We start from the raw sequence: 14176 nt of genomic DNA, 5'->3' as shown, positions 1-14176 counted from the left end.
GAGCCGAGTGTCCGGCCGCGCGGCTATCAAGCGGCTGTGACTTCGCTGACCCGGCCCGCGCCTCCTCGGCTCGTCCTCGACCGCCGCGTGGCGGGCGCACGGGCCGCGACCGCGCCGATCAGCCCTCGGGTGTGAACCTCGGGCCGTCGTACCCGTCGCGTCGCACGTGTTCGGACCAGGCGGCGAGCGGCCGCACCCAGAGCCCCTCCTCGCCGTAGAGCGCACGGTAGACGACGAGCGGTTCGTCCGTCTCGCTGTGACGGGCGGTGCCGAGCACCTCGTAGCGGCCGCCCTTGAAGTGACGGTAGAAGCCCGGGACGGGAGCGGTGTCGGCGGTCATGCCGCGAGCCTAGACGGGCGGTGAGGGGCACGATGGTCGGGTGACCCAGGACGCTCCCCGCTCGACCGCCAGCACGCCGACCTCCCCGGGCGAACCCGTCGTCGACACCGACGACCGGGCTGCCCGCCGCGAGTTCGACACCCCGTCCGGCCGCGTCGTGGGCCGCGTCGACGGTGCGGTCGTCCGGGTGCTCGGGGTGCCCTACGCCGAGGCCGAGCGCTTCGAGCCGCCGCGCCCGGTCGCGCCCTGGTCGTCCCCGCTGCTCGCCTTCGACCGCGCCCCTGCCTCGCCGCAGGTCGCGTCTCCCGGGCTCGACGCCCTGATCGAGGGCGCCGCCGCCGGCATGGTCGACGATGAGCACTGCCAACGCCTCTCGATCACCCTGCCCGCCGACCTGCTCGCCGATGAGCGCGTGCCGGTCATGGTGTGGATCCACGGCGGCTCGTACGTGTCGGGGGCGGGCGACCTGCGCGTCTACGACCCGCGCGCCCTCGTCGCGGAGCAGCGCGTCATCGTCGTCACCGTGACCTACCGGCTGGGAATGCTCGGCTTCTTCGGCGTCGGCGACGAGGTGCCCGCCAACCTGGGGCTGCTCGACCAGCTCGCGGCGGTCCGCTGGGTGCACGACACGATCGAGGCGTTCGGCGGCGACTCGTCTCGCATCACCCTGTTCGGCCAGTCGGCCGGCGGCGACGCGATCGCGCACCTGATGATCAGCGAGGGCGCCCGGGGCCTGTTCGCCCGGGCCATCGTGCAGAGTGCACCGCTCGGCATCGTGCGCGGACGCAGCCGCATGGTGAAGGCGATGACGGAGGCGGTGGGCACGCCACGGAAGGACGCCCCGCTCGACGAGCTGCTCGCCGGGCAGTCCGTGGCCGAGCGGGCGGCGAAGCGCTTCGGCCTGCGCGGCGGCATGGCCTTCGGGCTCCAGTACGGGCGGGCACCGCTGCCGGCCGAGTCCGCCGCCGCCGACGCGTGGCGCGAGGTCGCACCCGAGATCGACCTGCTGATCGGCGCCACGGCCGACGAGACCGCGGTGTTCGCCGAGTTCTCCCCCCTGCTGCAGCGGTTGTTCGGGCTGCCCGTGGTCGGCCGGGCGATCCGACGCCTGATGATCGACGCCACGACGAAGGCCGTGTACCACCGGGCCGGTCGGGCCTTCGCCGAGCGGCACCGCGCCGCGGGCGGGCGCGTCTCGACGTTCGAGTTCACCTGGGAGCCCGAGGGCACGGCGTTCGGCGCCGCCCACATCACCGAGCTGCCGCTGCTGCTCGGCGGACGCGAGGCCTGGGCGCACACCCGCCTGATCGGCACCACCGACTGGGACGACGTCGACCGCCGTGGCCGCAAGGTGCGTCAGGTCTGGGCCGACTTCGCCCGCACCGGCACGGTCGCCGCCGACGCCACGGCCGGCCTCGCCGACACCCTGGTCGTCCGCCGCCCCTGACCCGGCCCCGCTCCGCTCCGCCCTGCCCCGCCCTGCCCTGCCCTGCCCCGCCCCGCCCTCTGTGCAAATCGCGACACCGGGCCGGCGACACGCCGCTCACATCCGCCCGTCGACGGCGTGTCCTCGCGGCATTGTCGGGTTCGGCCCGCCGCAACGCCTGGAAGAGGTCGGGTTCGGCCCGCCGCGACGCGAAGCCGGGTTCGGGTTCGGGCTCGGGTTCGGGTTCGGGCTCGGGTTCGGGCTCGGGTTCGGCAGGCTCTCCCGGTCACGAGCGGGTCGGACGGCTCCTCCCCAACCGCACCGCGCCGCCGTCCGTCCACAGGTATGGCCCGGGGTTCGCACACGACGGCGCGGCGACAATACGATCGACGGCAGAACCGATGCGCCGACGCCGCCGTAGTCGCCCGCCCCGCCGTGCCCCGCGGCGCCGAGCACCTGAGGACCCCCGTGAAGAAGTTCCGCCGCAACCAGGCGCGCATGCACCTCGTCATGATGCTGACGTTGACGTTCACCACCGGCATCATCGACGCCGTCGGCTACCTCGGCCTCGACCGGGTGTTCACCGCGAACATGACCGGCAACGTGGTCATCCTCGGCATGGCCATCGCGCAGGCCGACGGTCTGCCGATCGTCGGTCCGATCGTGGCCCTCGCCGCGTTCCTGCTCGGGGCCGCGATCGGCGGCCGTGTGTTGCGCGGCGGTCGTCTCGGCTGGTCGGGCCGCAGCACGATCTCGTTCGGGGTGACCGGCGGCGTGCTGCTCGGGCTCGGCATCTCGACCTTCTTCGTCGTGCCCGAAGAGAACACGCCGTGGGCCTTCACGATCACCGGCCTGCTCGGCGCCGCCATGGGTCTGCAGGCCGCCGCCGCGCGCAAGATCGCCGTGGCCGACGTCACGACCGTGGTGGTCACGTCGACGATCGTCGGGCTCGCGTCCGAGTCGAAGCTCGCCGGCGGGACGGGCAAGAACTTCCCACGGCGGGTGCTCGCCGTCGCGCTCATCCTCGCCGGGGCAGGCGTCGGGGCCCTGCTGCTGCAGGTGCACATCGGTGTGGGCATGGGCGTCGCGGGCGGGCTGACGCTGCTCGTCGCCCTGACCGGGCACCTGCTGCGCGAGCGGCGGAAAGAGGTCGAAGCGCGCGAGGCCCAGGCGGCCGCGGCGTCGGCAGCGACGGTGTCGGCGACCCCGACTGCCTCCGCGGAGTCAGCAGTCCAGGAGGCGCGCTCGGCGGCCGACGGAGCGAACGGTGACGCTCGTGGCTGACGCCGTGCACCACGACCTCGTCGTCCGGGCCCGTCGTGCGTTGGTCGACGGCGCCTGGCGCGAGGCGAGCGTCGCCGTCCGTGACGGCCGCGTGGTCGCCGTCGGCGGCCTCACCGACCAGGTCGACGCCACCGTCGACGTGACCCTCCCCGACGACCAGGTGCTGCTGCCCGGTGTCGTCGACAGCCACGTGCACGTCAACGAGCCCGGCCGCACCGAGTGGGAGGGCTTCGCGACGGCGACCCGTGCCGCCGCCGCCGGGGGCGTCACGACGATCGTCGACATGCCCCTCAACAGCATCCCGCCGACGACGACCGTCGACGCCCTCGAGCAGAAGCGCGCCGCCGCGGGCCCCCAGTCGGTCGTCGACGTCGGGTTCTGGGGCGGGGCGATCCCGGCGAACCTCGGCACGGGCGACCTGCGGGCGCTGCACGAGGCCGGCGTCTTCGGGTTCAAGGCCTTCCTCTCGCCGTCGGGGGCCGACGAGTTCCCACACCTGTCGACCGAGCAGCTGCACCAGGCGATGGCCGAACTGGCGGTCTTCGACGGCCTGCTGATCGTGCACGCCGAAGACCCCGAGGGCCTCGACGCCGCCGCGGCCTCGCCGACCGAGGCGCCCGAGCTGCCCGCAGGTGGCGCGGCCTACGACGCGTTCGTCCGCTCCCGTCCCGACGTGGTCGAGCGCACGGCGATCGAGCACGTGGTCGACGCCCTGCGCGCCACGGGTGGCCGTGCCCACGTGCTGCACCTTTCGTCGGCGACGGCGCTCGACACCATCCGGGCGGCCAAGGCCGAGGGGCTGCGACTCACGGTCGAGACCTGCCCGCACTACCTCACCTTCGATGCCGAGCACATCGGTGACGGCGCGACGCAGTTCAAGTGCTGCCCGCCGATCCGCGGCGAGGCCAACCGGGAGCTGCTCTGGCAGGCGCTGGTCGACGGCACGATCGACGTCGTCGCGAGCGACCACTCCCCCTCCACCCGCGAGCTCAAGTTCGCCGGCGGCCCCGACGCCGCGCACGGCGACTTCGACGTGGCGTGGGGCGGCATCTCGGGTCTCGAGCTGAGCTTCCGCGCCGTGTGGACCGGGGCACGGCAGCGCGGCATCCCGCTCGAAACCGTCGTCGGCTGGATGTCCCGGGGCACGGCGGCCCTCGTCGGCCTGCCCGCGAAGGGGCGGATCTCCGTCGGCGCCGACGCCGACCTCGTCGCCTTCGCCCCCGAGACGCCCGTGACGATCGACGTCGACGACCTCTCGCACCGCAACCCCGTGACCGCGTACGACGACGCACGCCTGTTCGGCGAGGTCGCGGCGACGTGGGTGGGCGGCCGGCTGGCGGGGCCGAGCGCGCCTCCTGCACGGTTGCTCGTCCGTCCCGACACCGGGGTCGCCTCGTGAGGGGCGGCCCCGTCACCTCCCCCGAGGTCGCGGCGTGAGCCCGACAGGGGCGGCGACTCCCGTCGAGGTCGCACCGGGCGTGTACTTCGTCGAAGGTCCTGCGTCGAACTGGACGATCCTCGCGGGCGACGACACCCTGACGTTGGTCGACGCCGGCTACCCGGCCGACCTCGAGCTGGTGGAGTCGTCGTTGCGAGCCGTGGCCTCGGCGACGGGCGACGGCTACGCCCGACTCACGTCGGTGCTCGTGACACACGGGCACAGCGACCACATCGGCACGATCACCGCCCTGCGCCGGCGACACGAGTTCGAGGTCTCCGCGGCACCCGCCGAGGTGCCGAACGTGACCCGCGAGCAGCTGCACCAGGTCACCGTCCGCGACGTGCTGCCGCACCTCTACAAGCCCCGGTTCGCCCGGTGGGTGCTGCACGCGGTGCGCGCGGGTGGCCTGGGCGACGTGGCCGTGACCGACGTCGTGCCGCTCGACCTCGGAACGTCACGCACGTTCAGCGGTCACCGCGTCGTGCCGACGGCCGCGGTCGGTCACACCCCCGGGCACACCGTCTTCGCGCTCCCCGACGACGACGTCCTGATCACGGGCGACGCCCTCGTGACCGGCCACCCGACCTCACGGCTCGACGGCGTGCAGATGCTGCACCCGATCTTCCACTCCGACCTCGCCGAGGCGGGCCGCACCTACGGACGCCTGGTCGACCGCGGGGCCCGGGTCGTGCTGCCGGGGCACGGGCCGGCCCTGATCCGCTGAGCACCGCCAGCCCCTCCGCCCTCGCCACGCCCCGGTCAGCTCCGCCCAGACGCAGGACTTCCTGCGGACGTCTGACCCCAGCCACGCCAGGGGTCCGACATCCGCAGGAAGTCCTGCATCTCGCGAACCGGCCGCAGCCCTACTCGAGCTCGGAGAGCTCGGCGTACAGCTCGGTGATCTCGGCGACGCGGCTGCGACCACCCTCGGGGCGTCCGGCCCGCACCGTCTCGGTCAGAACGGCCCCGGCCAGCAGGGCGGCCAGGCTCATCGCGCTCGCGTAGCTGTCGAACGGGGCCGGGGTCTCGACCGGGCAGTCGAGCCTCACGGTCACGTCGAGGCCGCGCAACGACGGATCGGCCACGAGCACCACGGGCACGCCGCGCGCGGCCAGGGACGACAGGACTCCGGCGAACCCAGCCGGCCGACGACGGAAGCCGACGAGCACGACGACGTCCCGCGCCCCGAGCCCGACCAGCTCTTCGCCGATGGACTGGCCCGGCTGCGGCGCGACGCGCACGTCGTCCCGCGCCTGGACCAACTGCTGCCGCAGATGGAGCGCCACCGGGTAGCTGTTGCGGAACCCGGCCACGACGACCCGCTCGGCCCCGGCGACCAACGCCGCGGCACGCTCGAGTCGGCCGTCGGCGAGCCCCGAGAGCATCACGTCGAGGTTGCGACGTTCGGCCTCGGCGTGCTCGGCGAGCCCTCCGGAGGCGCGGGTCGGCCCGACCGGGACGCCACGGCTGCGCGACGCCCGCGCCTGGTCGCGCACCTCTTGTGCGTCGGTGAAGCCGAGCCGCCGGAACAACCGCGACACGGTCGCCTTCGAGACGCCGCTCTGCTCGGCGATCTCGGTCGCGGTGTAGACGGCGAGGTCGTCCAGGTGGTCGAGGATGAAGTCGGCGGCTCGCTGTTCGCGCGGCGAGAGACGGCCGTAGCCCGAGTCGATGCGGTCGCGGATGCCCGCCCCTTCGACCTGGTCGCTCACGCGCGTGCCTGAGCCTGGGCCTGGGCCGGATGTGCCGCCGCGACCGCGTGCACGGCGGCCTCGAAGGCGTCGAGAGCGACGGCCACGTCGTCGATCGTGACGATCTCGTCGGGGTGGTGGCTGATGCCGCCGTTGCCGCAGCGGACGAACAGCATGGCCCACTCGGTCAGCTCGGCGACGGCCATGGCGTCGTGCCCGGCCTTCGAGAACAGGACCATCGGGTCGGCGTCGCCGGTGGCGGCGATGCCCTCGCGGACGAACCCCCGGAGGCGCGGCGAGGCCACGACGGCCGGCGCACGGTGGGTCTCGTCCACCGAGAAGGTCAGGCCGCGACGCTCGCCGACCTCGGTCGCGACGGCCTGGATGTCGGCCCACACCTGGTCGCGTCGGTCGTCGTGCTCGCCGCGGAGGTCGAGGCTGAACTCGACGAGGCCCGGGATGACGTTCACGCCGCCGGGGAAGGCCTGCAGCCGGCCGACCGTGGCGATGCAGTCGGCCTCTCGGGCCAGTCGCTCGACCGCCAGGACGATCTCGCTGGCCCCGGCGAGCGCGTCGTGCCGACGGTGGAACGGCACGCCACCCGCATGCCCGGCGACGCCGATCAGGGTCAGCTCGAAACGTCGCGCGCCGGCGATCGACGAGACGACGGCGAGTGGCCGATCGGCTTCCTCGAGGTAGGGGCCCTGCTCGATGTGGGTCTCGAGGTAGCCGATCACGTCGGCCGGTTCGTAGGCGGCGTCGGCGACCCGGTCGGGGTCGAGCCCGAAGGCCAGGAACGCCTCGCGCAGCGTCGTTCCGGCGGCGTCGGCCAGGGACCACCACTCGGGCAGCCAGGTGCCGGCGACCGCACGGGAACCGAGCAGGGCGGTGCCGAAGCGGGTGCCCTCTTCGTCTCCGAAGGCGAGCACCTCGATCGCGAACGGCAGGCGGGTGCCCCGGGCCGACAGGCGTTCGACCAGGGCGATGCCGAGCAGCACGCCGAGGATGCCGTCGTAACGCCCGGCATCGGGCACCGTGTCGAGGTGCGAGCCGAGCAACAAGGCGGGCAGGCCGGGCTCGGTGCCCTCGTAGCGGCCGCGCTGGTTGCCTGCCGCGTCCTGCCACGTCGTCATGCCGGCCTGTCGCATCCATCCGGCGGCCATGGCGTTGACCCGGGCGTGCTCGGGCGAGAGGTACACACGCTCGATGCCGGTCGGGCTGCTCGAGACCGCGGCCAGGGCATCGCAGCGTTCGAGGACGAGACGGGCCTCGTCGAAGGGACCGTCTTCCCGGGCGGTGGTGGCCTCGGGACTCACGCCGCGCCTCCTGCTCGGTCGGCGTCGAGGTAGACGTCGTAGGCGGCACCGACGCCGCCGCCGCTCGTGATCGGCGCGCCCTCGCGGCGCAGCACGGCCTCGAGCGCCGCGAGGGTCGTGAGCACGGTGTCGCGACGCGCGTTGTAGCCCATCGTGCCGATGCGCCAGACCTTGCCGTGCAACGGGCCGAACGAGGTGCCGATCTCGATGCCGAAGTCGGCGAGCAGGGCGCCCCGCACCCGATCGCCGTCGACCCCGTCGGGGATCACCACGGCGACCACGTTGTTCATCTTGTGCGCGAGGTCACCGAAGGTCTCGAGGCCGAGCCCCTGCACCCCGGCGAGCATGGCGCGGCCGTGCAGCTCGTGTCTCGCCACCATGGCGTCCACTCCCTCGTCGACCACGAGGCGGGCGCACTCGCGGGCACCCCAGAGCATCGTGGTCGCCTCGGTGTGGTGGTTGAGGCGCTGAGGGCCCCAGTAGTCGAAGATCATCGCGAGGTCGAAGTAGTTCGAGGCGATCCGGTGGGTGCTCGTCGTGTCGCCTTCGGTGCGGATGCCGGCCTCGATCGACGTGCGGGCCCGGATCACCTCGACGGCCCGCTCGCTGTAGGTGACGGGGGACGACCCCGAGGGGCCCCCGAGGCACTTCTGCAGGCCGGCGCTGACGGCGTCGAGGCCGAGCTCGTCGGTGCGGAAGGCGTTGCCGGCGATGGACGCCGTGACGTCGGTGTAGAACAGCACGCCGTGGCGGGCGCAGACCTCGCCGAGCCCCTCGAGCGGCTGGGCGACGGTCGTCGAGGTGTCGCCGTGCACGACCGCGAGCAGTTTCGGCTGGACGCGCTCGATGGCCTCGACGACGGTCTCGAGGGCGAACACCTGCCCCCAGGGCACCTCGATGACGTGGACCTCGGCCCCGCAGCGCTCGGCGATCTCGCGCAGCAGGTGCCCGAAGCGGCCGAAGACGGGCACGAGCACCTTGTCACCCGGCTCGATCAGCGAGACGAGCGAGGCCTCGATGCCGGCGCGCGAGGTGCCGTCGACGAGCAGGGTCTGCTCGTTCGAGGTCTGGAACACCTCGCGGTAGAGCGCCTGGGTCTCGTCCATGTAGGCGGTCATGGCCGGGTCGTACTGCCCCACGAGCTGCGCCGACATCGCGCGGAGCACCCGGGGATCGGCGTTGATCGGGCCGGGGCCCATCAAGAGGCGGGCGGGCGGGTCGATCGGCTGGAAGACGCGTTTCACCCGACCCACCCTACGCAACCCGTGTTTCAGCCAGGTGAACTCGTCGGTCACCGACCGAGGCGGGCATCAGGTCGCCCAGGTCGCCGCGAGATCGAGCAAGAACAGGTCCGCCCCGCGGGGGCCCACGAGGCACAGCCCGACGGGCGCGCTCCGCCCGGAGGCGAGGGGCACCTCGAGGACCGGTGCCGACACCGCCGGTGCGCCCAGCACGCCGGCGACGCAGGTCAACCCGAGCGTCGCCGAGCGCACCGCGTCCACCTCGGCGGGGGTCGCGCCCAGCGGGGGCGCGGCCGAGGATGCACTCGGCAGGAGCAGCACCCGCCCGTCGAGGAGGGACTCGAGGCGGCGACGTTCGTGACCGAGGGCGACCCGCGCCTCCTCGGCCCGTCGGGGGGAGATCGTCGCGCCGAACGCGAACCGGGATGCCACGTCGGGTGCGAGTTCGCCGGGATGCGAGGTGATCCAGCCGCCGTCGGACTGCCAGGCCTCGAAGGCCTGCAGCACGCGGAACAGCTCGAACAGCCGTGCGACGTCGCCCAGCACGACCTGCTCGGGGCGCCGCATGCGCCCCGCCGCGGTCGCCTCGTCGACGGCCCGCCCGAACTCGGCCCGCACCTCGGGCGTGACCGGCGAGAGCAGGGCCGGATCGACGACGTACGACGACTCGACCGACACCTGGTCGGCCGGGGGCAACGACGCCTCGGCCGCGCGTCGCAGGGTGTCGACGTCTCGGGTCAACCAGCCGACCGTGTCGAAGCTCGGCGCGAGAGGGAGCAGCCCGGCGCGGTCGACGGCCCCGTGCGTCGTGCGGAGGCCCCAGAGCCCCTGGTACGACGCGGGCACCCGGAGCGATCCGCCCGTGTCGGTGCCGAGGCCGATGCTCGCCTGCCCGAGGGCCACGGCCGCCGCCGGGCCGCTGGTCGAACCACCCGAGATCGCCCCCGGCACGGCGGGGTTCGGCGGGGTGCCGTAGGCGGAGTTGCGTCCGGCGATGCTGTACGCGAACTCGTCGGTCTGGGCGATGCCCCGCAGGTCGGCTCCGGCGTCGAGCAGGTGCTGCACCGCGGCCGCGTGCCGGCTCTCGGGCGTCGCACCGGCGAGCCGCGCGGGCACCCCGGCGCCGATCGCGTGACCTGCGACCGCGAACACGTCCTTCACGGCGACCGTCTCGCCCGAGAGGGCAGGAGGCGCAGTGCCGGTCGCGTCGCCCGCTCGGCTTCCCGGGACCAACGGCTCGCCCACGACCCGCCAGACCCGGCGGTCGATCGCCGGGGGCGGGGCCTGCACCTGCGCCGACGCGATCCGCCACGGTCGTGCACCCCGCGACCCCGCACCCGACTCGCGGCGCCAGAGCTGCGTGACGACACCGCGCCCGCCGGAGGCCGCGGCGTTGACCGACACGACCAGGGCGGTGTCGGCGTCGAGGACCCGCACGTGGCACTCGACCACACGCCGGACCGGGCCCGACCCGCGCCTCCCCCGGAAGGCCGTGATGGCGTCGTGCCCCACCAGCAGGCCTCCAGCGTCGGCGCGCATCACGGTGGCGGTCGATTCGAAGGCGGCGGCGAGCGCGGCCTGGTCGTCGGCGGCGAGTGCGCGCTCGTAGGCGTCGAACGCCTCGAGCAGGCCGTCGGGCAGGTCACCCTCGACGGTCGTGGGGACGGTGCCCGAGCCGACCCGCCCCTCCTCGGGGACGAGCCGTGCGGCGGGCGTCGCGTCAGCCACCGAAGTCCGCCTTGCGGATGCGGGCGTGGACGCCCTTGACCAGGTCGACGACCTGCGAGATGTCGAAGTCCGTCGCAGCCGAGAGGTAGGCGTAGGCGAGGCTGCGGTCCATGCCGTGGCGAGCCTCGAGCAGGTCGATCGCCGCCCGGACGCAGGCGCGGACCGCCTCGTCGAGGTCTTCGTCGAGGCCGGTCGGCACGAGCAGTTCGGCGGTCTCGGCCAGCGGCCCGGCGATCTCGCCGAACAGCGCCACGGCCTCGGCACGCGGCACGAGGTCGAAGCGGACCGTGACGCGCAGGCTGGCCTCCATCGCGGTGAGCGCGACCTCGCCGTCGCCCTGGGCGAAGTGGGGGTCGCCGACGTACGCGAGGGCCCCGGGCACCTGGACGGGCAGGTGCAGGGAGGCGCCCTCGGTCAGCAGGGCGATGTCGACGTTGCCCCCGTGTGTGCCCGGTGGCACCGAGTGCGGTCGCTCGTCGCCCGCGACGGCGACCCCCATGATGCCCAGGAACGGGTGCAGGGGGAACCGCACGGTGTGCTCGGCGCCGGGCACGAGCGGCAGGGTGCCGACGAGTGAGCCGTCGGGCTCGTGGTCGACGGCCGCGAAGACGCTGACCGGGCCGGCCCCGAGCGGGAACTCGCCGGCCAGGGCGCCGCGACCGTGACGATTCGAGATGACGCCGTAGGGCACCCGTGGTGTCGCGTCGAGCAGGGTCATCGTGACGACGTCGCCGGGCTGGGCGCCGCGGATCGCGATGGGGCCCGTCACGACGTGCGGGCCGTCGGCACCCGGATCGCGACCGTGCTGGTCGTCGCTCGCGGCGGCCAGGGCGACCGCGTCGTCGAGCACGTGCTCGGGGGGCACCCCGTGGCGGGCGAAGAAGGCCCGAGGATCACGGCCCTGGTCGTCGAGCACGCCCTCGTGGCTGAGGGTGTCGATGAGGACGGCCGTACCCGGGTCGATCGTGAGCACGGGCTCGTCGGAGGCGCAGGGCAAGCGCCCCCACAGGGTCGTGGCGAGTGTCGCGGGCACGTAGGGGACGACCCCGTCACGGTCGCCCGACGACAGCGGTTGCAGGATCGGAGTCGCGGGAACGGGGCCCGACGGGGGTGCTGGGGTCGCCTCGGAGTTCGCCATGCCCAGCACAGTAGCGAGTGGACGCCTCGTCCCGATGAGCCCCCTGAAACGAGTTGTTCACAAATCGTCGATCGTGAAACAAGTCGTTCACACGGTTGTGTGATCATCGCCGCATGGCGATCATCCTCGGCGACAACCAGTACGGCAAGGCGGAGTCGCGACTCGTGCGCTTCTACCGCGACGGACCCCGACACGAGATCCGCGACGTCAACGTCACGACCGCGCTGCGCGGCCCCTTCGACGCGGCGTACCTCCGCGGCGACCAGAGCGCGGTCCTGCCGACCGACACCCAGAAGAACACCGCGTTCGCCTTCGCGAAGTCGAAAGGCGTCGAGGCCGTCGAGCGCTTCGGGCTCGAGCTCGCCCGCCACTTCGTCCACGACGTCGAGCCCGTGACGGGTGCCCGCATCGAGATCGAGCAGTACGACTGGCAGCGGGCCGTGGTCGACGGCACCGAGCACGACCACACCTGGCTGCGCTCGGGGCAAGAGGTCCGGACCGCCGCCGTCACGGTCGACGACACCGGCGAGTACGTCGTGGGCGGCCTGAAGGACCTGGTCCTGCTCAAGTCCACCGGCTCCGAGTTCGCCGGGTTCCTGACCGACGAGTTCACGACCCTGCCCGAGACGCACGACCGCGTCATGGCGACGGCCCTCGACGCGAAGTGGCGCTTCGGCACGACCGACGTCGACTGGGAGGCCACGTACGCCGAGGTCAAGCGCTTGATGGTCCGCGAGTTCGCCACCCTCCAGTCGCTCGCCCTCCAGCAGACCCTGTGGCACATGGGCACCGCCGTCCTCGAGGCGATCCCGTCGATCGTCGAGGTGCGACTCAAGGCGCCGAACAAGCACCACTTCGCCTACGACCTGTCGCCCTTCGGGCTCGAGAACCCGGGCGAGGTCTTCTGGGCCGCCGATCGCCCGTACGGTCTCATCGAGGCCACCGTGCTGCGTGACGACGCGCCGCCGGCCCACGACGCGTGGCGCGCCTCCGCGGGTCTCGCGTGAGCCTCGTCGAGTCCATCGAACCCCCACCCGCTGCATCAGCCGTCCCAGCCCCACCCCGAGGAGACACCGTGACCGACGCCGACGACGCCCGCTGGCTGGCCCGCACCATCGAACTGGCCGTCGAGAACGTCGCGAACGGGGGCGGGCCGTTCGGGGCCGTCATCGTCCGGGGCGACGAGCTCGTGGCCGAGGGGCGGAACCGGGTGACGGCCGACCTCGACCCCACCGCGCACGCCGAGGTGACCGCGATCCGCGCGGCCTGCCGGGTGGTCGGCGACTTCTCCCTCGTCGGCACGACCCTCTACACCTCGTGCGAACCGTGCCCGCTGTGCCTCTCGGCGTCGCTCTGGGCGAGGGTCGACCGGGTCGTGTACGCCGCCGACCGGCACGACGCCGCACGCGGCGGTTTCGACGACCTCGAGTTCTACGAACTGTTCGCGCGCGACCGGTCCACCTGGGACCTCCCCGTCGACGAGGTGCGCCCGACGAACGCGCCGGCACCGTTCGAGGCGTGGCTGACCCACGACCACCGCACCGACTACTGAGCCGTCGTGCGAGGGGGGTCAGCTGCCGCGATAGGTCGAGTAGGCGAACGGGCTGAGCAGCACGGGCACGTGGTAGTGGCTCGACTCGTCGGCGAGGGTGAAGTCGATCGTCACACGCGGGTAGAACGTGTCACGCCCGGTCGCCGCGAAGTAGGCGGCGGTCTCGAAGACGAGTCGGTAGTCGGCGGCGGGCAGGGCGTCCGGGCCGAGCTCGGGCACGCGCCCGTCGGCGTTCGTGACGCCGGTGGCGAGTTCGGTGCCCCGTGCGTCGTGGAGCGCGACGGGGACGTCGGCGGCCGGGCGGCCCAGTGCGGCGTCGAGGACGTGCGTCGTGACGTGGCTCATGCTCGGGCCTCGTCGTGGCCGGTGGACGATGGCGCGGCGGGCGCCGGCTCGGCGGGCGCGGGCTCGGCGAAGGTCGACTGCAACCGCAGCAGGGCGATGTCGCGCAGCTCCGCCCCGACGATCCGCCGTTCGGTGTCGTCGTCGAGCCCGAGTCGCCGGTGCAGCTCGCCCACGATCTCGGCACGGCTCCGACCGGCGGCACGGATCAGGAACACCCGGTCGAAGCGCTGCTCGTACGCCGCGTTGCCCTCGACCAGCAGCTGCGCGAGGGTCTCGTCGTCGGCGTCGGCCGCCGAACCCTGCTCGCGTCGGCTGAACTCCTGGGCGGCCCCGTCGCCGACCGGCTTCTCGCCGATCCGCGGGTGGTGTGCCATCGCCTCGTCGATCTCGGCGGCGCTGAGCGGCGTCGCCGCGGCGGCCGCGACCGTGATCAGGGCGTCGACGTCGGCGAACGGCGACTGCGCGGCGACGTCGTCGGCCCACCGCTCGACGTTCAGGGCGGCCAGCAGGTGCGAACGCAGGGTGGCGTCGTCGAGCTCGATCATGACGCACACCCTAGCGACGGTGCCCCGACGCGACGGACGTGGCTGGCCGACCCGCGCCTCCCGGACGTCGGGCCACCGGCAGCGCGCGGGCACGGGTCCTTCGACGCCGAGCGAGCCGACACATGCTCG

At 73.5% G+C, this 14176-nt stretch carries 14 protein-coding genes; 6 read left to right on the top strand and 8 right to left on the bottom strand.

From position 1 onward, the window contains the following. Window positions 1–118: 118 nt before the first annotated feature. On the bottom strand, window positions 119–340 hold the full coding sequence (locus IFT88_RS01995; protein WP_192118634.1) for a DUF1653 domain-containing protein: 222 nt from the start codon (window positions 338–340) through the stop codon (window positions 119–121). A gap of 40 nt (window positions 341–380) precedes the next feature. On the opposite strand from IFT88_RS01995, the gene IFT88_RS01990 reads away from it, so the two are divergent. The 4 genes from IFT88_RS01990 (at window position 381) to IFT88_RS01975 (ending at window position 5215) form a co-directional block, all read left to right on the top strand. Next, a complete protein-coding gene (locus IFT88_RS01990) occupies window positions 381–1787 on the top strand; it encodes a carboxylesterase family protein (protein ID WP_192118631.1) in 1407 nt (468 codons plus the stop codon). 447 nt (window positions 1788–2234) lie between these two features. After that, window positions 2235–3050, top strand: coding sequence for a YoaK family protein (locus tag IFT88_RS01985; RefSeq protein WP_342212048.1), 816 nt, complete (start codon window positions 2235–2237; stop codon window positions 3048–3050). Next, window positions 3043–4449, top strand: coding sequence for an allantoinase AllB (allB, locus tag IFT88_RS01980; RefSeq protein WP_342212047.1), 1407 nt, complete (start codon window positions 3043–3045; stop codon window positions 4447–4449). The genes IFT88_RS01985 and allB overlap by 8 nt, the downstream gene beginning before the upstream one ends. 34 nt (window positions 4450–4483) lie before the next feature. After that, a complete protein-coding gene (locus tag IFT88_RS01975) occupies window positions 4484–5215 on the top strand; it encodes an MBL fold metallo-hydrolase (RefSeq protein WP_192118629.1) in 732 nt (243 codons plus the stop codon). Window positions 5216–5354: 139 nt separating this feature from the next. On the opposite strand, the gene IFT88_RS01970 is transcribed toward IFT88_RS01975, so the two are convergent. The 5 genes from IFT88_RS01970 to IFT88_RS01950 form a co-directional block, all read right to left on the bottom strand. Next, window positions 5355–6203: a MurR/RpiR family transcriptional regulator gene (locus IFT88_RS01970; protein ID WP_199858999.1), complete on the bottom strand. Its 849-nt coding sequence runs from the start codon at window positions 6201–6203 to the stop codon at window positions 5355–5357. Further along, window positions 6200–7498 carry an allantoate amidohydrolase gene (locus tag IFT88_RS01965; protein WP_192118627.1) on the bottom strand — a complete coding sequence of 433 codons (1299 nt, stop codon included), beginning with the start codon at window positions 7496–7498 and terminating at the stop codon, window positions 6200–6202. Before IFT88_RS01965 ends, IFT88_RS01970 begins: the two co-directional genes overlap by 4 nt. Continuing rightward, window positions 7495–8697: a pyridoxal-phosphate-dependent aminotransferase family protein gene (locus tag IFT88_RS01960; RefSeq protein ID WP_043596259.1), complete on the bottom strand. Its 1203-nt coding sequence runs from the start codon at window positions 8695–8697 to the stop codon at window positions 7495–7497. Before IFT88_RS01960 ends, IFT88_RS01965 begins: the two co-directional genes overlap by 4 nt. Before the next feature lie 111 nt (window positions 8698–8808). After that, window positions 8809–10467: an AtzH-like domain-containing protein gene (locus IFT88_RS01955; RefSeq protein ID WP_342212046.1), complete on the bottom strand. Its 1659-nt coding sequence runs from the start codon at window positions 10465–10467 to the stop codon at window positions 8809–8811. Beyond that, window positions 10460–11605, bottom strand: a complete 1146-nt coding sequence (locus IFT88_RS01950) for an acetamidase/formamidase family protein (protein WP_192118625.1) — start codon at window positions 11603–11605, stop codon at window positions 10460–10462. The genes IFT88_RS01955 and IFT88_RS01950 overlap by 8 nt, the downstream gene beginning before the upstream one ends. 113 nt (window positions 11606–11718) lie before the next feature. Between IFT88_RS01950 and pucL the strand changes: the two genes are divergently transcribed. Next, window positions 11719–12612, top strand: a complete 894-nt coding sequence (gene pucL / locus IFT88_RS01945; RefSeq protein ID WP_043596242.1) for a factor-independent urate hydroxylase — start codon at window positions 11719–11721, stop codon at window positions 12610–12612. 68 nt (window positions 12613–12680) lie between these two features. After that, window positions 12681–13157, top strand: a complete 477-nt coding sequence (locus IFT88_RS01940) for a nucleoside deaminase (RefSeq protein ID WP_043596243.1) — start codon at window positions 12681–12683, stop codon at window positions 13155–13157. An 18-nt stretch (window positions 13158–13175) separates the two neighbouring features. Here the strand turns inward: IFT88_RS01940 and uraH are convergent, their stop codons facing one another. Both uraH and uraD read right to left on the bottom strand, forming a co-directional pair. Beyond that, window positions 13176–13502, bottom strand: a complete 327-nt coding sequence (uraH, locus tag IFT88_RS01935; protein ID WP_043596245.1) for a hydroxyisourate hydrolase — start codon at window positions 13500–13502, stop codon at window positions 13176–13178. Beyond that, complete coding sequence (uraD, locus tag IFT88_RS01930; protein ID WP_192118623.1) at window positions 13499–14047, bottom strand: 2-oxo-4-hydroxy-4-carboxy-5-ureidoimidazoline decarboxylase; 549 nt, start codon at window positions 14045–14047, stop codon at window positions 13499–13501. Before uraD ends, uraH begins: the two co-directional genes overlap by 4 nt. Window positions 14048–14176 lie beyond the last annotated feature (129 nt).

Source organism: Frigoribacterium sp. CFBP 8751, assembly GCF_014841545.1.
Classification (GTDB): domain Bacteria; phylum Actinomycetota; class Actinomycetes; order Actinomycetales; family Microbacteriaceae; genus Frigoribacterium.
Note: the sequence above shows the minus strand (reverse complement) of the source record. Positions and strands in the feature narration are given on the sequence as shown.